This window comes from Faecalibacillus sp. MSK20_93 (assembly GCF_020589945.1).
GTDB lineage: Bacteria > Bacillota_I > Bacilli_A > Erysipelotrichales > Coprobacillaceae > Faecalibacillus > Faecalibacillus intestinalis.
This window is the reverse complement of sequence record NZ_JAJDKA010000024.1, coordinates 1-20,959: the sequence shown is the minus strand read 5'-3', so window position 1 is coordinate 20,959 and position 20,959 is coordinate 1. Positions and strand designations below refer to the sequence as shown.

Below are 20,959 nucleotides of genomic sequence, written 5' to 3'. Positions count from 1 at the left end.
TAAAGATGTTTTTATCTTTATTTAAACCACAAATAAACGTATTTAAATATGATTTGTATCTTGAATAATTTTTCCATCTTCAATCGTAATAACACGATCAGCAATAGAGGCAATTTCTTGATCATGAGTTACTAAAATAACCGTTTCATGATATTTTCTTTGGGCGATTTTTAATAAATCAACAACTTCTTTAGAACTTTTAGCATCGAGGTTCCCCGTAGGTTCATCCGCGAAAATAATCGCTGGTTTACTTGCAAGGGCTCTTGCAAGGGCAACTCTTTGTTGTTGTCCTCCTGAAAGTTCATAAATAAAAGAATTCTTCTTTTCTTCTAGACCTAATAGATTAATAATTTCATTTAAATAATCATCATCAATCTCGCCATCATCTAAATGAATTGGTAAAACTATATTCTCTAAAACATTTTGTGTGGAAATAAGATTGAAGAATTGAAAGACAAAACCCATTCTTCTTCGTCTAAAACGCGTTAAAGTATGATCATTCATTTCATAAAGAGACTTTCCTTCTAAATAAACTTCTCCTTTTGTTGGTTTTACTAAACCTGCCAAGATATGAAGAAGTGTACTTTTTCCACTTCCACTTCTTCCAACAATGGCTACAAAAGAGCCTTCTTCTATTTGTAAATCAATATGATTGGTTGCATAGATTTTATTATCTTCATAGCCATATGTTTTAACAATATCTTTCGCTTCTAAAATAACATTCATATTAGTCATCTTCCTTTCTTATTTCTTCATTTTGATGTGCTTTTAAAACAATTAATAAAGGAATATTATAAACACATAAATAAACTAGAAAAATAATCCCTACTAAAAGTATTAATTGCGCTATTGGAAAATAATGATCGATACTTCCTCTTAATAAAATCAACTCATAAAAACCACAAGGAATAAGTGTATATAAAAACATCTTTATTGATTTCCATACTTGTTTTATTTTAATTTCTCGATAACTTAAACCTATAATATGATACATAAGATAATCTTGATAATTATTTTCAATATGATTGTAATTTAAAAACATCATTAAAATAAAACCTACAGCTAATGCAAGTATTAAAAGATGTTTAGGAATATTTAATGTAGAAAACAAACTTACTGAAAGTTCATCACTTGTTACCATTTCATAAACTCTTGCTTCATAATGTTTTTTCATGAACTTTTCTACTTTTATAACATCTTTTATTGGATACCAATGATATCCTGAATAATATTCATCACTTGTATTGAATCGTTTTAAATCATCTTCAAACATATAAATCATTGAATCATTATAATATTCATTTTCATTGATTCCAACAATGGTATATTCTTCACCTGCAATTATCACTTTTTCATTGAGTTTTACTTCATCAAGAGCAATCTCATAATTGTCATCTCCTAAATAATTTCCTTGATCATTATGAGAAGATGTTGAACTTTCTACTCGATATTTCTTTCCTTTAAAAGTTACTTGATTCGCTTCAACTTTAAGATTTGGATACCATTCTTTTGAAAGAATAACATGATTAAAATGATTGCCCACGACAATTTCATGACTTTTTTGAGGAAATCTTCCTTTTAAATCATCTTTATTACTTTGATAATAATAAAGTTGGCAAAGTTCATAAACAGATTGAGGAATTTCTCGATAGGTCATAGTTATTCCTTCATCAATATAATGATGATTAATAATAATGTCATTTTGAGAAAATTCTTTTAAAAATAAATTTGCTTCTTTTTGAGTCGCCTTAATAAGTTCTACTTGACTTTGTTCATTTTGATCTTTTGTTTGAATGGGATGTCCTTGATAGAAATAAACAAGCCCATATAAAGAAAGTATTAAAACAAATACATAAAAACAGATATTCATTCTTTTATTTACCCATAACTCTCTCGTAGCTAAAGAAGCAAGTGTTTGTTTCTTTAATTTTTTATACCTTACTTGAATATAATTAAACTTTTTGCTATCAAAAATACCTATCAAAGCATTCTTAGAGCTTGAATAAACAGGAATGAGAATCGTTATAAAAGTACAACTCATCAATACCAATACTAAAAATAATATTTCTTTAAATGAAATTTGATAAATAAATGTATGATAGGTTTTACTTTGAAGATAGAGATAACCTAAAGATACACATACACCTATTAACAATCCTATTAAAATAGAAAGAAAAGAAATCAGCATGTTTTCTTGCATGACCATCATCATTAATTGATTCGTTGTCATTCCTATTCCTCGATAAAGAGCCATTTCTTTCATTCTCTTCTTTAGGGAAGTAGAAGTTAAAGCGAATAAAACAAAAAGTGTAATTATAATAAATTCAAACGTTTGTTGGAGCTGATTGGTTGCTTTTTCTACTTGATTATGAAATTCATTATGATCATAACCATAAGGATTATAATCATAATGAATTTCTATTTCTTGATAGTTATTTCCATCATTAAATTGAATATAATGATTATCTGATAAAATAGACATATTCGAATAATAATCTTTTGTTTGATACGTCTCTAAGTTTGTATAAATATCAGGTAAGTTTTTATTGGCGGTTTGTATAATACCAACAATCGTATAATTTTTTCCTTCTATTTCTATTTGATCATAAAGTTTATACTTTTTAGAAACTTTTTGATTGATTAAAATTTCTTGATCATTTTGTATTTTTCTTCCTTTAATAATTTTTACTCGACACAATGAATAAATATCCTTTTCAATATGACCTATTTGGTAATTATCATATTTTCCTTGAAAATCTACATAACCATATTTAATAATATCTTTAAAATAGTCTTTGCTGTAGATTTCAATTCCTTTTTGAGTTTGTTCATCAATATTTTCTATTCGTGTATACCAAGAACCATAGGTTGAAATATGATAGTTCTTTTTCATTTGATACAGATTATCAACAATAAAAAAACTTGAAAAAATAAAAGTAGAAACAATTAAAAGAACGATTAAAACAATAAGATAATGCTTTTTATACTTTTGAATATTTCTTTTTGCGAGCATATTGATCGTATGTGACATATTCTTTCCTCCTCTAACTTTATCTTACGATTCAATCATGAAAACTAAGTGAAATTAGATTTTTTTCTTCATTTTCATTTGAGGAAGTACAATTTCAAAGCAAGCACCTTGTTGATTATAAGCTTTCATAAAACCGTGATGAGCCTCTATTATTTCTTTAGCTATATAAAGTCCTAATCCTGTCCCTTTTGAATTTTCCCCACGATAAAATCTTTGAAATAAAAAAGGAAGATCTTTTTTCTTAAAACCATTTCCTTGATCTTGAATCATCATTTTTAAAGTTGTTTCATTTTCATAAGCAAAAATAGAAAGGGGTGTAGAATTTTTTTCTAAACAATTCTTAATAATATTTTCCAATGCTTCTATAAACCATTTTTCATCACATAATACTTTTATATTTTTATTTAAATGAATTTGCGGATTTAGGTAGTCTAGATCTTCTTCTATTTCATCAATAAGCGTTTGTAAATCATATTCTTTAAAACAATATTGGATATTATGAGAATCTAATAAGGCGATGGTTTGTAAGTCATTGACTAAAAGTTGAATTCGTTGTATTTGATGTTCTATAGAATACAACTTTTTATTTTGGTTTTCTTCAAGTAACAATTCTGTTTGTATGCGAATAGAGGTAATCGGTGTTTTTAGTTGATGAGAGATATCTTCAATATAGTCTTTTAATTTGAGTTGTTCTTTTTTAACAGCTTCTAATGATTGATGATATCTTTTATTAAGCACATATAATTTATTAGATAATAGACTTTCTTTAGATTCACCATCAATAATCGAAAAATCTTTTTGTTCAATAATAGCATCACAACATTGTATTAAATAATTCATTTGTTTCTTTTTATGATTTTGATTCCACAAATAAAAAATAAAGCTTATAAAAATAAAAATATTCAATAAATTTAATCTCATTAAAAAAGCATATATTTCCATAAACATAGCTAATACAATTGAAATCATAAAATACATATGAATATTCTTTTCTTTTTTTATATCTTCCACCGATACCCTACACCCCTTAATGTTTCAATATATTTTTGGTTTTGATATTCCCCTAAAGTCTTTCTGAGTCTTTTTAAATGAACAGTTAACGTATTATCTTCTACTACATGTCCTGTTATCTCTTCAATCATCATCAATAAGTAATCCCTTGTAAGTACTCTTCCATGTCCTTCGACAAGTGCTACTAATAAAGTAAAAGTAATAGCACTCAATTCTAATTCTTGATTTTCTTTAAATACTTTATGTTTTAAAGTATCAATAATTAAGTCATCTATATAATAGATTCCTTGTTGTTTTATTACCTTTCTAAGAGCACATTCAATTCTGGCACAGAGTTCTTTAATTCCAAAAGGCTTACAAACATAATCATCGCCACCTTCATTTAATCCTTTTACAATTGTTTCTTCATCATTTAAACAGCTTAAAAAAATAATAGGCATCTCATATTTTTCTTTAATCTCTTTACATAAATCAATTCCATTACCATCAGGAAGTTGGATATCTAAAAGAATTAAATCAACATATTCATTGACTTTTTTTAAAGTTTCCTTTTTAGATTCAGCAATCTCTATAAAATATCCTTTCTTCTCTAACATTTCTTTTAAAGAAGATGCAATACTTTGATCATCTTCTACAATTAATATTTTTTTCATAACTATCACCACTTTTATCATATCATGATTAAATGAAAAAAAGGTGAAAGCACAAACTTTCATCTTCCTAAAATATAAATTTTTCGATTTTTAATATAAATAAGTAAATGAATTAAAAAACATATACAAACAACCTTCATTGCTGGTGAAATGATCAACATTGGAATAATAAAACATCTATATAATGCCAAATCCATAAAAATAATTCCAAACAATAAACCTGTATTTTTCTTTAAATCAATGATTTTATGTTGTCCTATTTTATAAAGAAGAAACAAAAAATAAAGAATACCTACTATAAAAATCATACAATAAGCTATTTGAAAAACATTATCAAAGATAGGCATTTTCTTTATCATTTCACTTATAGAGATGGCATGACCATTCAAATAGAGTGAACTTATTGTATAAATAAATTCAAAAATATAAATTAAATAAATGAGATACGTATCTAGCTTCTTTTCCATAAGACTTCATCCTTTCTATAGTTTTAAGTATACAAAAAGGATGTGTAAATCTTGTGAAAAAAAACAAACCTGGTTCTAAAGGCGTTTTTTCAACATAGTAATATTTTCTCTTGCCCAAACTTCTTTAAAACCTAAATCAAGAAAAAGTTTTTTGGCAGGATTATTTGTTTCAATATCATCACATAAAAAGCGTAGACCACTTTCTTTAGCTTGTTTACATAAAAGTTCTAAAGCAACTTTTCCTTTTCCTAAATGTCTATAAGGATATTCAATGATAATATTTAAAACATATTCTCGATATTCTTCTTCAAAATAATAAGATACTTCACCAATATATTTTTTTATTTCATCATCATAAACATAAGCATAATAATGTTTAGTATCATTCATCCATAACTGATACCAAGACTTCCATATTTTTTCATTAAAATCAACAGTTCCCCCATTGATTTTATTAAAATCCATGGTCTTTTTATCTTTTAATAATTTTTTTCTATATTTTAAATCTGTTATTTGTGGTTGTACTAATTTAATCATATTCTTCTCCATAAACAAAAAAATCCTTTATTAAGGACTTTATCTTCACTAATGGGGCGGACGATGAGAATCGAACTCACGAATGCCGGAGCCACAATCCGGTGCGTTAACCACTTCGCCACGTCCGCCATGGACTATTATTATACAGTTAAAAAATGGGGCGGACGATGAGAATCGAACTCACGAGTGCCGGAGCCACAATCCGGTGCGTTAACCACTTCGCCACGTCCGCCGTATCAACTGCATGTATTAATTTACACTATTTCATGAATTTTGTAAAGTATTTTTTACAAAAATATCTACATTCTTTTTAAGATTTATTATACAATAAAAAAGAATATAATAATGAAAAGGATAAGTGTATGAATGAATTAGAAAATTATTATGGAAAATTTTGTGAAGACAAACGTCTTTTAAGAAAACATGGACAAGTAGAATATCGTACTTCTATGAAATATATTCATGATTATTTAAAAGCTGGTGATCGTATTTTAGATATCGGTGCTGGTACAGGAAGATATTCTGTCGCTTTAAGTCAAGAAGGTTATGAAGTAGACGCTATTGAACTTGTGAAATATAATCTTGGAATGTTAAAAGCAAAGAAAAGTAATGTGAAAGCCTATCAAGGAACTGCTTTAGATTTATCACGCTATCAAGATGAAACTTTTGATTTAACACTTTTATTTGGACCAATGTATCACCTTTTTAATTACGAAGATAAACTTAAAGCATTGTCTGAAGCTAAACGTGTAACTAAAACAGGAGGAGTTATTTTAGTTGCTTATGTCATGAATGATTATAGTGTACTTGTTCATGGCTTTAGAGATGGTCATATTAAGGAAGCTTTAAAAAGTGGGAAAATTGATGAACATTTTCAAACACAAACCAATATCGATGATCTTTATAGTTATGTCAGAATCGAACTGATCAATCAATTAAATCAAGATTTGAATTTAAAAAGAATTAAGATTATTGCTGCTGATGGACCAGCAGATTATATGCGTCCTATTTTAAATAAAATGGATGACGAAACATTTGAACTTTTTATGCAATACCATTTATCTACTTGTGAAAGATTAGATATGATTGGCGTAAGTTCTCATACTTTAGATATATTAAGGAAGGTGTAGTTATGGCAATCATTAAATTAAATTATTTATCAAAAGCATTACTTAGAACTGTTGATGTTACTGTTGTTTTACCAACAGATACATTAGATATGGATACAATGACATATAATCAAAAGAAGGAATATAAAACACTTTATTTATTACATGGTATCTTTGGTGATCAAAATGATTGGCTTTATGGTACCCGTATTCAAAGATTTGCGAGTGAAAGAGGATTATGTGTCGTGATGCCAAGTGGAGAAAATATGTTCTACGTTGATCAAGAAAATACGCATAATTTATATAGTCAATTTATTGGAGAAGAACTTGTAGAAATGACACGTGCAATGTTCCCTCTTTCTCATAGAAAAGAAGATACTTTTATTGCTGGTCTTTCAATGGGAGGCTATGGTGCTATTGTCAATGGTTTAAAGTATTACAATACTTTTGGTTTTATTGCCGGTCTTTCAAGTGCTTTGATGTTAGATGATTGGGTAGATTGTAAACCTCCTATCATTCAAGGGGTTGACGCTAAAAAATATTATGAAAGTTTATTTGGCGATATAACAAAATTAAAAGAGAGTGATAAAGATTACTATGCTTTAGTAAAGAAAATCCCTCATGATCAACTTCCTAAAATGTATATGTGTATTGGAACGGATGATTTATTACTTGCCACAAATCGTAAATATCGTGACTTTTTACTTGAAGAAAAAGTAGATTTAACTTATGAAGAAGGACCTGGAAATCATGAATGGGATTTCTGGGATCGTTATATTTTAAAAATTTTAGACTGGCTTCCTTTAAATAAAAAAGATGAAGGTTTAAATAGTGGCCACGTAAGCAAATAAGAGCAGGATAACCTGCTCTTATTTTAAATCAACGTTTGATTAAGTCCCCAATGATCAAATTCATGGAAAATAACATAAATATTATCAGCTTCGATTTTCGTTGTTTCATGAATCATTTGAATCATCGCTTCTGTTAATTTTTTCTTATCATCAAATTCTGCACTTTTATAAAGATTGATTTCAATCATCATACAAGGAGTTTCTTCTCCTTTAAAATACATAATTTGATCATCTTCCATATGAATCATCAAAGCTTTTTCTGTTTTACCAGGAATAAGTGAAATGAGTTCCCCCGATTTTGATTTAATTGTATTTTCTTGTCTTAAGGTTAATTTATGATTTGTTTTAAATGATATATATGGCATAATAATTCCTCCTCTTCTTTCTATTTTATCATTAAAAAAATAAATTGAAACTGTTTACAAAATATTTTTTGTAATGATATAATAGATATGCAAAGGTTTTATATGATTTTCCAAAATATCTCAAATATGAGGAAGTTGTATTTCACTTTATGTACACAATCTCATATTTGCGATTTTATACATAGAGTATTTCCATTTGTAATTTTTATAGGAGGTACCAGACATGGCTGTCGGAAAAGTAAAATGGTTTAATGCCGAAAAAGGATTCGGATTCATCACTAGTGAAGAAGGAAAAGATATCTTCGTTCACTTCTCTGCAATTCAAGCTGATGGATACAAAACATTAGAAGAAGGTCAAACTGTTGACTATGATGTAGTAGAAACTGATCGTGGTCCACAAGCTCAAAACGTTGTTGTAAAATAATGTACAGAAAAGAGATTGCTGATGCAATCTCTTTTTTTATCTATAAACAACGACTGGTAAATTAACATAAATTTGTGAATATAAGCTTCCAGCAAATCCTGTTGGTAAGTTAATACATCCATGTGAACCGCTATTAATATAAATATCTCTACCAAACGTACTTCTCCATGAAGCATCATGTAGCCCTATACCTTTATTAAATGGCATCCAATAAGAAACAGGTGATTCGTATTCATATTTCCCATTTGGTTGTTTTGTTCCTCTTAAAACTCTATTTCTTTCCTTATTATAAATATAATATGTACCACTTGGTGTAAGTCTTGTAGGATCACTTTCTTTACCACTTACAAAATCACTTTCTAAAACAACACTTCCATCTTTAACAAACCATAAATGTTGTTTTGTAATATTGATTTCTAAATAAGTCGTTCCTAGTCCACCATTTTCTCCTGATGGAAGTTGTCCTGTATGTTCAGGTATTCTATTATTTTCACTTTTATTTTCATTGATCATTTTTAATAATGCACTTACTTCACTATCAGTAGAAACTCTAAATCCATAAGTTCCTCCACTGACTGTATGACTTTGTCCATCTTTTCCAGTAAACGTTCTTGTTGCACCAATGGAATTATATTGACTTGCAAGTTCTTTAACAAAGGCAGTTAATTTTTCTTTAAAAACACTTTCATCTTTTGTATAACTTCCATCATCTTGTTTACTTAACCAAGTAATAAGTGTACTTCCATCTAAAGCAATTTCTTTTCCTTTAGGTGTTGTATATGTAATTGCTGATAAACAATATTCATTTGCTGCCTTTAATTGATTATTCAAATCTTGATCATCTTTGTAAACTTGAGGTTTAACATAACCATTTGCTTTTGTAACATCTAATTGTTGTTTTCCTTCACTTAAAGCTACCTTGATATTTTTAACTAATTCTTCAATATTAAATTTTGATCCTAACGTTTCTTCAATAATTGAAAAACTTCCATCTTTATATTGAATATAGGCATCTGTTGGTGCAATTTGATTTTCTTCTTTAGCATGTTCCATTGATGCTATACCATTTGTTAAGTTTTCATCACTGATTTGTATTAAATCAGTTAAAGTATTTTTTTCATTTTTAAAGAATCCTATAAACCAAGCCCATTTATTTTGATTTTTCATTAATTGATTCAATGAATTATCTTTATTATAAGATACACCTAATTGAGCTGATTGTAATACTTCACTTTGTCCATCATTAAAAATCAATTTTAATGATTGTCCATTTACTTTCTTAGATAATTGATCATTTGCTTTTTGTAATGTCATTCCTCCAACATCACTCCCATTGACCATTGTTCCATTTAAAAACTTATCATTGTAATATAGCATTCCTGCTAAATAAACAATAAGAAGAACCAAAACAACGATTCCACAAATTAAAACAGGCTTTTTATGATTTGAATACCAATTATTCTTCTTTTTTGTCATAAATATTCTCCCTCTCTTACATTTCTGCACCCATTTTATCACAAAATATTTATAGGTAAAGAAAAAGTATGGTATTTATCATAAAAAATGATAATCCATACTTTTATAAGATATTTTCTATATATTTCTCTAACTCTTGTATATTTTGATGATAAACAAAGCCTTTCATACCAACTTTTATAGCTGCGTCTATATTTTCTTTTAAATCATCAACAAAAAGGCATTCATTAGCTTTTAGATGATAACGACTTAAAAAATCTTGATAAATATCTAAATTTGGTTTTATTTTTTGATATTTTGCAGATGTATAAAGCTCTTTAAAATGTTGAAAAATAGATTTTGATTGATAATATTGATAAAATTGCATTGAACAATTAGACAACAAATAAAATTGATATCCTTTACCCTTATATCTTTTAATAAATTCTTCCATTTCATCAAACTGATCAAAATAATCAAACCAATGTTCAAAAGCATACACAATTAAATCCCTTTTTTCATCAGGAATTTGTTCAATTAATTGTTTTTTGGCATCTTGTAAAGAAAGAACCCCTTGATCAAGTTGTGCCCATTGTTTTGTTTGGAATAAATGTTTAATAATATAATCTTTTTCTTCTAAAGAAGATGCAAGCTGACTTGCAATATAGGAAACATCCCATTTACAACAGACATTTCCCATATCTAAAACAATATTTTTTATCATATGTAAAAAATAGGCAAACTGCCTATTATAATAAAGGATTAAGTTTTTCTAAGATAACATCTTTTCCAACAAAACCACTAATTTGATCAACAGCTTGACCATCTTTAAAAAGAATTAAATGTGGAATAGATTGAATTCCATATCTTCCTGCTAATGAAGGATCTTGATCAACATCTACTTTTGCAAATGTAACTTTTGGTAACTCTTGAGCAACTTCTTCTAAAACAGGAGCTAACATTTTGCATGGTCCACACCAATTAGCAAAGAAATCAATCACAACAACACCTTTAGAAATAACTTCATCAAATTGTACATTTGTAATAACTTCCATAATTTCACCTCCATTATATTATGCCAAAACTCTTTTTTTTTACAAGTGATATGCTTATATTATTTGAATTTTATCGCTATAACTGTTATTATGTGCTTGTGATTATACTAGAAATGGAGTGGTATTATGAAAAAAGTCGCAGTTGTGACTGATAGTAATGCAGGTATTCGTCAAAAAGAAGCAAAAGAACTTGGTATTTTTGTTTTGCCAATGCCTTTTACTATTGATGATCAAACATACTATGAAGATATAAATTTAACTCATGAAGAATTCTTTGAAAAACAATTAAATGGTGCAGAAATCTTTACTTCTCAACCTGTTGTAGGAAACGTTAAAGAATTATGGGATCAAATTTTAAAAGATTATGATGAAATCGTTCATATTCCAATGTCTAGTGGATTAAGTGGTTCGTGCCAAACAGCTATGATGCTAGCACAAGAATACGATAATCGTGTTTTTGTCGTAGACAGTCAACGTATCTCTGTTACTCAAAAATACGATGTCATTGATGCTAAAAGATTAGCTGATCAAGGAAAATCAGGACAAGAAATTTGTGATATTTTAACTGAAAATAAATTAAATGCTTCTATTTATATTACTGTTAATACACTTGATTATTTAAAAAAAGGTGGTCGTATTACCCCTGCTGCTGCTTTATTGGGTGGGATGTTAAAAATTAAACCTATTTTACAAATACAAGGTGAAAAATTAGATTCTTTCGCTAAAACTAGAACAATGGCTAGAGGAACTAAAATCATGAAAGAAGCAATCGCTAAAGATATTAAAGAACGCTTTGATGATGACTATCATAACGTGCATATTTGTGTCGCTTACACTTATGATGAAGCACCCGCTTTAGAATTAAAAAAAGAACTTGAAGAACTTTATCCAGGTGAAAATATTATTTGTGATCCTTTATCATTAAGTGTTTCTTGTCATATTGGACCTCATTCTCTAGCAATTGCTATATGTAAAAAAATTTAAGATTCTCATTTGAGAATCTTTTTTATTTTTGGGTATAATAATTTGACTTTTTTCATTTTGATAGTCTATAATACATTTTAAGTTTATGCTATAATAAAACAAAAAAATATAAGGAGGTCATTTATGCAAGAAAAGCCAATCCATAATAAATATAATGGCAATAAAAATACAAAAAATAAAAATTTTAATCGTCATAGATCAACACATAAAAACTATAAAAATACAAAACATAATAAAACAATCGATACTAAAGTCTATGCTTTAGGTGGTTTAAATGAAATTGGAAAAAATATGTATTGTGTTGAACACGATAATGAAATTATCATTATTGATGCTGGGGTAAAATTTGCTGAAGAAGGTTTACCTGGTATTGATTATGTCATTCCAGATTATAGTTATTTAAAACGTAATGAAAACAAAATTAGAGGATTATTGATTACTCATGGTCATGAAGATCATATTGGAGGAATTCCTTTTTTACTACAAGTTGTAAAAATACCATTCATTTATGCTTCTCCCCTTGCTTGTGCGATGATTACAAGAAAGTTAGAGGAAAAGCGTTTAACAAATGCAACGCACTTGATTCGTATCGATGATGAATATCAAATAAAAACTAAATATTTTAATATTGGTTTCTTTAAAACCAATCATTCTATTCCTGAAAGTTTAGGAATTATTATTAATTCTCCTAACGGACGAATTGTTTCAACAGGTGACTTTAAGTTTGATTTAACACCTGTAGGAGATCCTGCTGATTTCCAAAAAATGTCGTTTTTAGGTGAAACTGGTGTTACTTTATTATTAAGCGATTCTACCAATGCTGAAGTTCCTACTTTTTCTAAAAGCGAAAAGCAAGTAGCATATGCTGTTCAAGAAGAATTTAGAAAAACTGAAGGACGTTTAATTGTAGCAACTTTTGCTTCCAATGTTCACCGTGTCCAACAAATCGTAGAAGCAGCAGTTAAATTTAATCGTAAAATTCTTGTTTTTGGTCGTTCAATGGAAAATAACATCCAAGTATCAAGACAAATGGGTTATATTAAAGCACCTGATTCTTTCTTTATCAGTAATAATGAAGCAAAAAAATTACCTGATAATGAAATCTTAATTCTATGTACAGGAAGTCAAGGAGAAGCTTTGGCTGCGTTAAGTCGTATTGCTAATGGAACACATAAATTCGTTAAAATCAAACCTGGAGATACTGTTGTCTTTTCATCAAGTCCAATTCCAGGAAATGCATCAAGTATCAATGTTGTTGTTAACCGCTTATTTAGAGCAGGTGCCAAAGTTTTAGTCAATACAGCGTTCAATAATTTGCATACTTCGGGACATGCAAGTCAAGAAGAACAAAAATTAATGTTATTACTTACAAAACCAAAATATTTCTTCCCAGTGCATGGAGAATATCGTATGTTGAAAATTCATGCTGAACTTTCTCAAGAAGTAGGCGTTCCTAAAGAAAATACATTTGTTTTAAGTAATGGAGATACAATTTTACTTAATAAAGGAACTGCTCGTTTAGGACCAAGAATTCATGTAGATGATATTTATGTTGATGGTAATGATCTTTCAGGTTTATCAACTGCTGTTTTAAGGGATCGTCAAATCTTATCTGAAGATGGTATGGTTTCTGTTTTAATTGCTATGGATTCACATGAAGGAAAGTTACTTACAAAACCTGTGATTATTTCTCGTGGATTTGTCTATATGAAAGATAGTTTTCCAATGATTCGTGAAGCTGAAAATTTAGTTGGCCAAGCTTTAGGTCAATTACTTGCAGGAAAAACAACTTTTGGTGAAATCAAAAATACAACAAGAGATGTTCTTTCTCAATATTTTTATCGTAAAACAAAAAGAAATCCAATGATTATTCCTGTTATTATGAATAAAAAATAATGAAAAAAATAAAAAAAATCATTTTATGTATCCTATCTCTTTTCTTAGTTCTATGTCTTTATCAATGGTATATTCAAAGTAAAGATACTTATCGTTTTAAAAGTGTTACTTATACTCAAAAGACATTACCTAAGGAATTTAATGGTTTTACGATTGGTTATCTTTCTGATTTAAATCTTTCTACAAAAGAAGATTTAAATCGATTAAAAAAAGCAGTTAAAGAATTTAATCAAAAAGATGTTGATCTTGTTCTTTTTGGTGGAGATATTTATAGTGATTCTTCATTTGAAATAGAAAAAGTAAGTCAGACTTTAAAAAACATTCAATCTCATTATGGTAAATTCGCAGTTATGGGTGAAAAAGATCAAAGCGATTCTACAAATTGTACAAATCTATTAACAGAAGCAGGATTTGAAGTTTTGCATAATGAATCTCGTTCCATTTACTATAAAGATGCAGTCATTGACCTTCTAGGTTTAGAAAACACAGGTGACTGTTCTGGATTGATTAATGAAAATAACAATAACCATTTTAAAATTGCTTTAGTCCATCAACCAGATTACTTTACTCAAATAAAAGAGAGCTCTGTTCAGCTTCAACTATCAGGTCATACTCTTGGTGGTTATTATAAACTTCCTTTTATAGGGAGTATAGAAACAAAGGAAAAAGGCAAAAAATATGTTAGTGGAAAACATGTAAATAATGGAACGACACTTCTTATTTCTAATGGTTTTCATAAAGAATCAAATGAGCAACATCGTTTTTTAACTTATGATGAAATAAATATTATTAAATTAAAAAAATAGAACTCGCTATGAGTTCTATTTTTTTATCATTGTTCCAACACCTTTTTTAGTAAAGATTTCTATTAATAAGCTATGTTCTAATCTACCATCTAAAATATGAACACGTTTAACATCATTTTGTACTGCCTCTAAACAGTTTTTAAGTTTTGGAATCATTCCTCCAGTAATAATACCACTTTCAAATAATTCTTTAGCTGATTCAGTATCAATTTTTGAAATCAATGTTTCTGAGTTATTTGGATCTTCTAATACACCTTCAATATCCGTTAAGAAAACAAGTTTACTTGCTTTAACAGCGCGTGCAATTGCTGTAGCAACATCATCTGCATTAATATTATAAGCATGATATTTTTCATCTAAACCAATTGTTGAAATAATTGGTGTATACCCTTGATCTAATAAAGTATTGATGAGTGTAGTATCCACACTTGTAATTTTCCCTACAAAACCAATATCTTCACCTTGAGGCATAACCTTTTCTACCGTAATCATATTTCCATCTTTTCCAGATAATCCAACAGCATGTGTTCCAATTTGTTCTAAATGTGTTACAAGACCTTTATTGATTTTTCCAGATAAAACCATTTCCGCAATTTCTAAAGTATCTCTATCAGTAACTCTTAGACCATTTTTAAACTCACTTTTAATTTGTACACGGTCTAACATTCTATTGATGTCTTTTCCCCCACCATGAACGATAATTGGTTTTAACCCAACTGATTTTAAAACTGCAATATCTTTTAAAACGCTCTTTTTGATGATTTCATTTGTCATTGCACTTCCACCATACTTAATAACAACAATATCACCTTCATATTTTTGCATATATCCAAGCGCTTCTACTAAAATTTCCGCTTTATTAATTTCCTTCTTAAACTCTTGTTGCATCTCTTTTCCCCCTACGAACGATAATCAGCATTGATTTTGACATAATCATAAGTCAAATCACATCCCCAAGCTGTTGCCTTTGCATCAGCAATTTTCATTTCAATATTTGTTTTTACATAATCACTCGATAAAATCTTAGTTGCAAATTCTTCACTATAATCTGTAGCCATCCCATTTTCTACAAGTTTTAAATTGCCAAATTCACTTTCTATATATAAATCTACTTGATAAGGATCAAATTCTTCCCCAGAATATCCCATCGCACATAAAAGTCTTCCCCAATTTGCATCATTTCCAAAAATAGCTGTTTTTACAAGTGGTGATGTGCAAATACTTTTAGCAATTACTTTTGCTTGTTTAACATCTTTTGCACCATTTACATTTACTTCTAATAATTTAGTAGCCCCTTCTCCATCACTTGCAATACATTTAGCTAAGTATTCATTAACATAATATAAAGCTTCTTTAAATGTTTGATAATCTTCATCTTCTTTTACAATTTCATCATTACCAGCCAAACCATTAGCAAGTAATAAAACAGTATCATTTGTTGAAGTATCTCTATCTACAGAAATCATATTAAAAGTATCTGGAATAACTGATTTTAATGCTTTATTTAATAATTCTTTAGAAATATTTAAATCAGTTGTAATAAATCCAAGCATTGTTGCCATATTTGGATGAATCATCCCTGAACCTTTACAACATGCTCCAATAGTTACCGTTTTTCCTTTTACTTCAATTTCAACAGCTAAATGTTTTGGTTTTGTATCTGTTGTCATAATTGAAGTAGCTACATCAATTCCTGCTTGATGATCATCTTTTAATTGTTTTAAAGCTTCATCAATCCCTTTTTCAATTGGATCAGTAGATAATTGTTTACCAATGACTCCTGTTGAACAAATCAATACTTTTTCTTTTTCTACATTTAAAGCATTTCCTACAATATTTGCGAATTTTTCATTTGCTTCTTCACCAAGTTTTCCAGTACAAGCATTGGCAATCCCACTATTAATCGCAATAGCCTTTACTGTATCACTGTTTTCTACAACTTGTTTATCCCATAAAACAGGAGCCGCTTTTACCATATTTGTTGTAAAAGTTCCTACTGCTTTTGCTTCAACATCAGAAACAATTAAAGCAAAATCTTTATTTTTCTTTTTAATACCAATATGTAATCCAGCACCTTTATACCCTTTTGGATTAGTAACTGTTCCATCTTCTATTATTTTCATACTCTTTTTCCCCTTATAAAACTGCAGGTGCTAACATAAGACCTGTCTTTTCATCTAAACCAAACATAATATTCATATTTTGAATTGCTTGACCAGCAGCTCCTTTAACTAGATTGTCCATGGCTCCCATCATAATCACTCTATGTGTACGAGGATCTACTTTATAAGCAACATCAACAAAGTTTGAACATTTTACATTTCTTACTTCTGGAACATTTCCTTCTTTTAAGACACGTACGAAATATTCATCTTTATAAATATCATACGCTTTTTTAACATCTTCCTCACTTACTCCTTTTTTTAATGAAGCGTAAGCTGTAATTAAAATTCCTCTATTCATTGGAATAAGATGAGGTGTGAAGTTAAGTAATACTTTTGATGAAGAAGCATACCCTAATTGTTCTTCAATTTCTGGTGTATGACGATGACTTGCTACACCATAAGCTTTAATACTTTCATTCACTTCACAATAAAGATTTTGAACTTTTGCTCCTCTACCAGCACCACTTGTTCCACTCTTTGCATCAATAATCAACGTATCCATATCAATAAGTCCTGCTTTAGCAAGTGGATAAATCGATAAAATAGAACATGTTGGATAACATCCAGGATTAGCAATCAGTCTTGCATTTTTAACATCTTCTCTATTGATTTCACATAATCCATAAACAGCTTCTTGAATAAATTCAGGTGAAGCATGTTTAATTCCATACCATGATTCATAAGTTTCAACATCTTTAATACGATAATCCGCAGATAAATCAATAACCTTTACTTTCTTTAAAACATTTTCATTGACCATCTTTGCACAGACCCCTTGAGGCGTTGCAAAGAATACAACATCAACATTATCTAAATATTTTTCAATATCTTCATCTACACACTTTTGATCTAATAAAGTGAAATAACTTTTATAAACATCACTATATTCTTGATCACTATATGTTCTTGATGAAACCCATTCAATATTGACATTGGGATGTGTTAATAAAAATCTTACAAGCTCACATCCTCCATAACCAGTTGAACCAACAATTCCGACATTAATCATTCTACTTTTCCCCCTATAAAAAATAAAAAGCCGTCTCTAAATAGAGACGACTGATCGCGTTACCACTCTAATTGTTGTAAGTTGACCTTACAACCTCTTTCATCTTTAAGGCAGATCTACCAAAAGATATACTTCTATTTCCATCTTTTCTCTCGTAAATGCGCTTCATCTTTACTTCCATTCCTATCTTCCATCAACATAGGATTGCTCTTATTTCCATAAAGACTACTCTTTTAGTCTTCGAGTTTAAAACCATTATATGACAAATTTCCATTTTGTCAATAATGATTTATTAAGAAAAAAAATTTTTAATATATAATAAAGATGGGGCTTACTTTTTGGGTCTACAACATTTCGACAAGTATATTGCATATTTGAAAAAAGTAGTTTATGATAATAATAATTTATAAGATAAAAAATAAGGGGGAAACTATAAATGAAAGAAAAAGTTGTTTTAGCTTATTCTGGTGGATTAGATACAACTGCGATTATCCCATGGCTAAAAGAAAACTATGATTGTGAAGTTATTTGTTGCTGTATTGACGTTGGTCAAAAAGAAGAATTAGACGGTCTAGAAGAACGTGCTAAAGCTTGTGGTGCAAGTAAACTTTATATCAAAAATGTGGTTGATGAATACGTAGAAAATTACATTATGCCTACTGTTCAAGCAGATGCTGTATTTGAATACAAATACTTATTAGGGACTGCAACTGCTCGTCCATTAATTGCAAAAGTACTTGTTGATGTTGCTCGTCAAGAAGGTGCAACAGCAATTTGTCATGGTGCCACTGGTAAAGGAAATGACCAAATTCGTTTTGAATTAGGTATTAAAGCTTTAGCTCCAGATTTAAAAATCATCGCTGCATGGCGTGATCCAAAATGGACAATGGATTCTCGTGAATCTGAAATCGAATATTGTAGAGCTCATGGTATCAATTTACCTTTCTCTGCTGATAATAGTTACTCACGTGATAGAAATATTTGGCATATTTCTCATGAAGGATTAGAACTTGAAGATCCATCATGTGCTCCAAATTATGATCACTTATTAGTATTATCAAATTCTCCAGAAAAAGCTCCAGAAGAAGATGTTCACTTATCAATTGATTGGGAAAAAGGTGTTCCTGTTGCTTTAAATGGTGAAAAGATGTCTCAAAGAGAAATCTTAGAAAAATTAAATGAAATCGGTGGTCAACATGGTATTGGTATTATCGATATCGTTGAAAACCGTGTTGTTGGTATGAAATCAAGAGGTGTTTATGAAACACCAGGTGGAACTATCTTAATGGAAGCTCACCAACAATTAGAAGAACTTATCTTAGATAGAGAGACACTTAAATATAAACGTCTTGTTTCTGTTGAATTTGCTGAACTTGTTTATGCTGCTAAATGGTTCTCACCACTTAGAGAAGCATTAACTGCTTTTGTTAATAAGACTCAAGAATATGTAACAGGTACAACAAACTTTAGATTATATAAAGGAAATATTATTAAAGAAGGTACAACTTCTCCTTATTCATTATATGATGAAGATATCGCATCATTTAAAACTGGTGATTTATATGATCATCATGACGCTGAAGGATTTATTACTTTATATGGTCTTTCAACTAAAGTACGTGCAATGAAATTAAATAACAAAAAATAAAAAGAGCCCACTGCTCTTTTTATTTAAAGGAGGAAATTTATGAATTTATGGGGTGGAAGATTCACTAAACCTACAAACCAACTTGTTTATGATTTTAATGCTTCTATTAAATTTGATAAAACTTTTGCCAGTCAAGATATCAAAGGAAGTATCGGTCATGTAAAAATGTTAACAAAACAAGAAATCTTAACACAAGAAGAAGGTCAACTAATTGAAAAAACTTTAAAAGAAATTTTAAATGAAGTTGAAAATGGAACATTAGAAATTGATGAAAACTTTGAAGACATTCATAGTTTTGTCGAATCAACATTGATTGATCGTATTGGTGATACTGGTAAAAAATTACATACTGGTAGAAGTAGAAATGACCAAGTTGCTTTAGACATGAGACTTTATACAAAAGATCAAATCGAAATGTTGAATACTTTACTTGTTGATTTATTAAAAACCATTCACGAAATCATGAAAGAACATATCGATACCATCATGCCTGGTTTTACCCATCTACAAAAAGCACAGCCAATTACTTTAGCTCATCATATGGGAGCTTATTTTGAAATGTTTAAGCGTGATCAATCACGTTTACATGATATTTATGAAAGAATGGTTTATTGTCCATTAGGTTCTGGGGCTCTTGCTGGAACAACTTATCCCTTAGATAGAGAATACAGTGCTGAAATTTTAGGTTTTAAAGGACCTTGTTTAAATAGTATTGATGGCGTTTCTGATCGTGATTATTTAATTGAACTTTTAAGCGCAATGTCTACAATGATGATGCATATGTCACGTTTATCTGAAGAAATGATTATTTGGAATACAAATGAATATCAATTTATTGATTTAGATGATACATTCTCAACCGGTTCTTCAATCATGCCACAAAAGAAAAACCCTGATATTTGCGAATTGATCAGAGGGAAAACAGGACGTGTTTATGGTGCCCTTATGGGATTTTTAACAACTATGAAAGGTCTTCCTCTTGCTTATAATAAAGATATGCAAGAAGATAAAGAAATGTATTTTGATGCTTTAAATACAACTAAAGGATGCCTTCAATTATTAAGTGATATGTTAAAATCAACAACATTTAATAAAGATAAAATGAAAAAATCAGCTACTGGTGGTTTTACAAATGCAACTGATGCTGCTGACTATCTAGTAAATAAAGGTGTACCATTTAGAGATGCTCATGGTATTATTGGTCAACTTGTTTTATATGCAATTAGCCAAAACAAAGATCTTGATGAACTTTCTCTAGAAGAATTAAAAAATATCTCTGATGTTTTTGAAGAAGATGTTTATCAAGCAATTGATGTCAACACTTGTGTCAACAAAAGAAATACAATTGGTGCCTGTGGTCAAGAGATGATGAAAAAAGTCATCGCTTTAAATGAAGAATATTTAAAACAATTTTAAAAAGGGCGTTTGCCCTTTTTCTTGGTATATTAAATTATCCGGTGCTTAGAGGTTCGCTCTAAATTATTAGGCGGAGT

At 29.1% G+C, this 20,959-nt stretch carries 21 protein-coding genes, 2 tRNA genes and 1 other annotated feature; of the genes, 8 read left to right on the top strand and 15 right to left on the bottom strand.

All coding sequences use genetic code 11. From position 1 onward, the window contains the following. Positions 1–42 precede the first annotated feature (42 nt). The 8 genes from LJD34_RS08505 to LJD34_RS08470 form a co-directional block, all read right to left on the bottom strand. Positions 43–726, bottom strand: a complete 684-nt coding sequence (locus LJD34_RS08505) for an ABC transporter ATP-binding protein (protein ID WP_032090463.1) — start codon at positions 724–726, stop codon at positions 43–45. A 1-nt stretch (position 727) separates the two neighbouring features. Then, positions 728–3,031, bottom strand: coding sequence for an ABC transporter permease (locus LJD34_RS08500; RefSeq protein ID WP_227359621.1), 2,304 nt, complete (start codon positions 3,029–3,031; stop codon positions 728–730). Positions 3,032–3,085: 54 nt separating this feature from the next. Next, positions 3,086–4,042 carry a sensor histidine kinase gene (locus LJD34_RS08495; protein WP_227359620.1) on the bottom strand — a complete coding sequence of 319 codons (957 nt, stop codon included), beginning with the start codon at positions 4,040–4,042 and terminating at the stop codon, positions 3,086–3,088. Next, positions 4,030–4,695: a response regulator transcription factor gene (locus LJD34_RS08490; RefSeq protein WP_147579550.1), complete on the bottom strand. Its 666-nt coding sequence runs from the start codon at positions 4,693–4,695 to the stop codon at positions 4,030–4,032. The genes LJD34_RS08495 and LJD34_RS08490 overlap by 13 nt, the downstream gene beginning before the upstream one ends. Before the next feature lie 59 nt (positions 4,696–4,754). Then, entirely contained in the window at positions 4,755–5,162 is a 408-nt protein-coding gene (locus LJD34_RS08485; protein WP_227359619.1) for a hypothetical protein, read from the bottom strand. A gap of 75 nt (positions 5,163–5,237) precedes the next feature. Further along, complete coding sequence (locus tag LJD34_RS08480) at positions 5,238–5,699, bottom strand: GNAT family N-acetyltransferase (RefSeq protein WP_227359618.1); 462 nt, start codon at positions 5,697–5,699, stop codon at positions 5,238–5,240. Positions 5,700–5,751: 52 nt separating this feature from the next. Then, a tRNA-His gene (locus LJD34_RS08475) sits at positions 5,752–5,827 on the bottom strand. A gap of 28 nt (positions 5,828–5,855) precedes the next feature. Beyond that, a tRNA-His gene (locus LJD34_RS08470) sits at positions 5,856–5,931 on the bottom strand. Positions 5,932–6,061: 130 nt separating this feature from the next. Between LJD34_RS08470 and LJD34_RS08465 the strand changes: the two genes are divergently transcribed. Then, the gene (locus LJD34_RS08465) at positions 6,062–6,829 is read left to right on the top strand and encodes a class I SAM-dependent methyltransferase (RefSeq protein WP_227359617.1); all 768 of its coding nucleotides are present in this window, start codon (positions 6,062–6,064) and stop codon (positions 6,827–6,829) included. Positions 6,830–6,831: 2 nt separating this feature from the next. Beyond that, the gene (locus LJD34_RS08460) at positions 6,832–7,659 is read left to right on the top strand and encodes an alpha/beta hydrolase (protein ID WP_117831861.1); all 828 of its coding nucleotides are present in this window, start codon (positions 6,832–6,834) and stop codon (positions 7,657–7,659) included. 23 nt (positions 7,660–7,682) lie between these two features. On the opposite strand, the gene LJD34_RS08455 is transcribed toward LJD34_RS08460, so the two are convergent. Beyond that, on the bottom strand, positions 7,683–8,024 hold the full coding sequence (locus LJD34_RS08455; protein ID WP_022002858.1) for a phenylpyruvate tautomerase MIF-related protein: 342 nt from the start codon (positions 8,022–8,024) through the stop codon (positions 7,683–7,685). 223 nt (positions 8,025–8,247) lie between these two features. On the opposite strand from LJD34_RS08455, the gene LJD34_RS08450 reads away from it, so the two are divergent. After that, positions 8,248–8,448 carry a cold-shock protein gene (locus tag LJD34_RS08450; protein WP_022002859.1) on the top strand — a complete coding sequence of 67 codons (201 nt, stop codon included), beginning with the start codon at positions 8,248–8,250 and terminating at the stop codon, positions 8,446–8,448. A 36-nt stretch (positions 8,449–8,484) separates the two neighbouring features. Here the strand turns inward: LJD34_RS08450 and LJD34_RS08445 are convergent, their stop codons facing one another. The 3 genes from LJD34_RS08445 to trxA form a co-directional block, all read right to left on the bottom strand. After that, positions 8,485–9,924 (bottom strand): L,D-transpeptidase family protein, encoded by a 1,440-nt coding sequence (locus LJD34_RS08445; RefSeq protein ID WP_227359616.1) that lies wholly within the window; start codon positions 9,922–9,924, stop codon positions 8,485–8,487. 103 nt (positions 9,925–10,027) lie between these two features. Then, a complete protein-coding gene (locus LJD34_RS08440) occupies positions 10,028–10,627 on the bottom strand; it encodes an HAD family hydrolase (RefSeq protein ID WP_022002861.1) in 600 nt (199 codons plus the stop codon). A 25-nt stretch (positions 10,628–10,652) separates the two neighbouring features. Next, positions 10,653–10,958 (bottom strand): thioredoxin, encoded by a 306-nt coding sequence (trxA, locus tag LJD34_RS08435; RefSeq protein ID WP_147579543.1) that lies wholly within the window; start codon positions 10,956–10,958, stop codon positions 10,653–10,655. 126 nt (positions 10,959–11,084) lie between these two features. On the opposite strand from trxA, the gene LJD34_RS08430 reads away from it, so the two are divergent. The 3 genes from LJD34_RS08430 (at position 11,085) to LJD34_RS08420 (ending at position 14,644) form a co-directional block, all read left to right on the top strand. Beyond that, complete coding sequence (locus LJD34_RS08430) at positions 11,085–11,942, top strand: DegV family protein (RefSeq protein WP_032090472.1); 858 nt, start codon at positions 11,085–11,087, stop codon at positions 11,940–11,942. A gap of 123 nt (positions 11,943–12,065) precedes the next feature. After that, entirely contained in the window at positions 12,066–13,838 is a 1,773-nt protein-coding gene (rnjA, locus tag LJD34_RS08425) for a ribonuclease J1 (RefSeq protein WP_022002864.1), read from the top strand. Continuing rightward, positions 13,838–14,644: a metallophosphoesterase gene (locus LJD34_RS08420; RefSeq protein WP_227359615.1), complete on the top strand. Its 807-nt coding sequence runs from the start codon at positions 13,838–13,840 to the stop codon at positions 14,642–14,644. Before rnjA ends, LJD34_RS08420 begins: the two co-directional genes overlap by 1 nt. Positions 14,645–14,659: 15 nt before the next feature. Here LJD34_RS08420 and argB read toward each other — a convergent pair whose 3' ends face one another. Genes argB through argC form a run of 3 tightly spaced genes read right to left on the bottom strand, consistent with a single transcriptional unit; the run spans position 14,660 to position 17,818 of the window. Continuing rightward, the gene (gene argB, locus LJD34_RS08415) at positions 14,660–15,532 is read right to left on the bottom strand and encodes an acetylglutamate kinase (protein ID WP_227359614.1); all 873 of its coding nucleotides are present in this window, start codon (positions 15,530–15,532) and stop codon (positions 14,660–14,662) included. Between the two features lie 11 nt (positions 15,533–15,543). Further along, positions 15,544–16,767 (bottom strand): bifunctional ornithine acetyltransferase/N-acetylglutamate synthase, encoded by a 1,224-nt coding sequence (argJ, locus tag LJD34_RS08410; RefSeq protein WP_227359613.1) that lies wholly within the window; start codon positions 16,765–16,767, stop codon positions 15,544–15,546. Between the two features lie 13 nt (positions 16,768–16,780). After that, positions 16,781–17,818, bottom strand: coding sequence for an N-acetyl-gamma-glutamyl-phosphate reductase (argC, locus tag LJD34_RS08405; RefSeq protein ID WP_032090483.1), 1,038 nt, complete (start codon positions 17,816–17,818; stop codon positions 16,781–16,783). 39 nt (positions 17,819–17,857) lie between these two features. After that, positions 17,858–18,068: a binding site (T-box leader), on the bottom strand. Positions 18,069–18,254: 186 nt separating this feature from the next. On the opposite strand from argC, the gene LJD34_RS08400 reads away from it, so the two are divergent. Further along, complete coding sequence (locus LJD34_RS08400) at positions 18,255–19,466, top strand: argininosuccinate synthase (RefSeq protein ID WP_227359612.1); 1,212 nt, start codon at positions 18,255–18,257, stop codon at positions 19,464–19,466. A 39-nt stretch (positions 19,467–19,505) separates the two neighbouring features. Next, positions 19,506–20,882 (top strand): argininosuccinate lyase, encoded by a 1,377-nt coding sequence (gene argH, locus LJD34_RS08395; RefSeq protein ID WP_227359611.1) that lies wholly within the window; start codon positions 19,506–19,508, stop codon positions 20,880–20,882. The last annotated feature ends 77 nt before the right edge of the window (positions 20,883–20,959 follow it).

Excerpts from the sequence above, each read along its gene's own strand:
- LJD34_RS08505 (WP_032090463.1), bottom strand. The coding sequence starts at position 726 with ATGAATGTTATTTTAGAAGCGAAAGATATTGTTAAAACATATGGCTAT.
- LJD34_RS08500 (WP_227359621.1), bottom strand. The coding sequence starts at position 3,031 with ATGTCACATACGATCAATATGCTCGCAAAAAGAAATATTCAAAAGTAT.
- LJD34_RS08490 (WP_147579550.1), bottom strand. The coding sequence starts at position 4,695 with ATGAAAAAAATATTAATTGTAGAAGATGATCAAAGTATTGCATCTTCT.
- LJD34_RS08485 (WP_227359619.1), bottom strand. The coding sequence starts at position 5,162 with ATGGAAAAGAAGCTAGATACGTATCTCATTTATTTAATTTATATTTTT.
- LJD34_RS08480 (WP_227359618.1), bottom strand. The coding sequence starts at position 5,699 with ATGATTAAATTAGTACAACCACAAATAACAGATTTAAAATATAGAAAA.
- LJD34_RS08465 (WP_227359617.1), top strand. The coding sequence starts at position 6,062 with ATGAATGAATTAGAAAATTATTATGGAAAATTTTGTGAAGACAAACGT.
- LJD34_RS08460 (WP_117831861.1), top strand. The coding sequence starts at position 6,832 with ATGGCAATCATTAAATTAAATTATTTATCAAAAGCATTACTTAGAACT.
- LJD34_RS08455 (WP_022002858.1), bottom strand. The coding sequence starts at position 8,024 with ATGCCATATATATCATTTAAAACAAATCATAAATTAACCTTAAGACAA.
- LJD34_RS08450 (WP_022002859.1), top strand. The coding sequence starts at position 8,248 with ATGGCTGTCGGAAAAGTAAAATGGTTTAATGCCGAAAAAGGATTCGGA.
- LJD34_RS08445 (WP_227359616.1), bottom strand. The coding sequence starts at position 9,924 with ATGACAAAAAAGAAGAATAATTGGTATTCAAATCATAAAAAGCCTGTT.
- LJD34_RS08440 (WP_022002861.1), bottom strand. The coding sequence starts at position 10,627 with ATGATAAAAAATATTGTTTTAGATATGGGAAATGTCTGTTGTAAATGG.
- trxA (WP_147579543.1), bottom strand. The coding sequence starts at position 10,958 with ATGGAAGTTATTACAAATGTACAATTTGATGAAGTTATTTCTAAAGGT.
- LJD34_RS08430 (WP_032090472.1), top strand. The coding sequence starts at position 11,085 with ATGAAAAAAGTCGCAGTTGTGACTGATAGTAATGCAGGTATTCGTCAA.
- rnjA (WP_022002864.1), top strand. The coding sequence starts at position 12,066 with ATGCAAGAAAAGCCAATCCATAATAAATATAATGGCAATAAAAATACA.
- LJD34_RS08420 (WP_227359615.1), top strand. The coding sequence starts at position 13,838 with ATGAAAAAAATAAAAAAAATCATTTTATGTATCCTATCTCTTTTCTTA.
- argB (WP_227359614.1), bottom strand. The coding sequence starts at position 15,532 with ATGCAACAAGAGTTTAAGAAGGAAATTAATAAAGCGGAAATTTTAGTA.
- argJ (WP_227359613.1), bottom strand. The coding sequence starts at position 16,767 with ATGAAAATAATAGAAGATGGAACAGTTACTAATCCAAAAGGGTATAAA.
- argC (WP_032090483.1), bottom strand. The coding sequence starts at position 17,818 with ATGATTAATGTCGGAATTGTTGGTTCAACTGGTTATGGAGGATGTGAG.
- LJD34_RS08400 (WP_227359612.1), top strand. The coding sequence starts at position 18,255 with ATGAAAGAAAAAGTTGTTTTAGCTTATTCTGGTGGATTAGATACAACT.
- argH (WP_227359611.1), top strand. The coding sequence starts at position 19,506 with ATGAATTTATGGGGTGGAAGATTCACTAAACCTACAAACCAACTTGTT.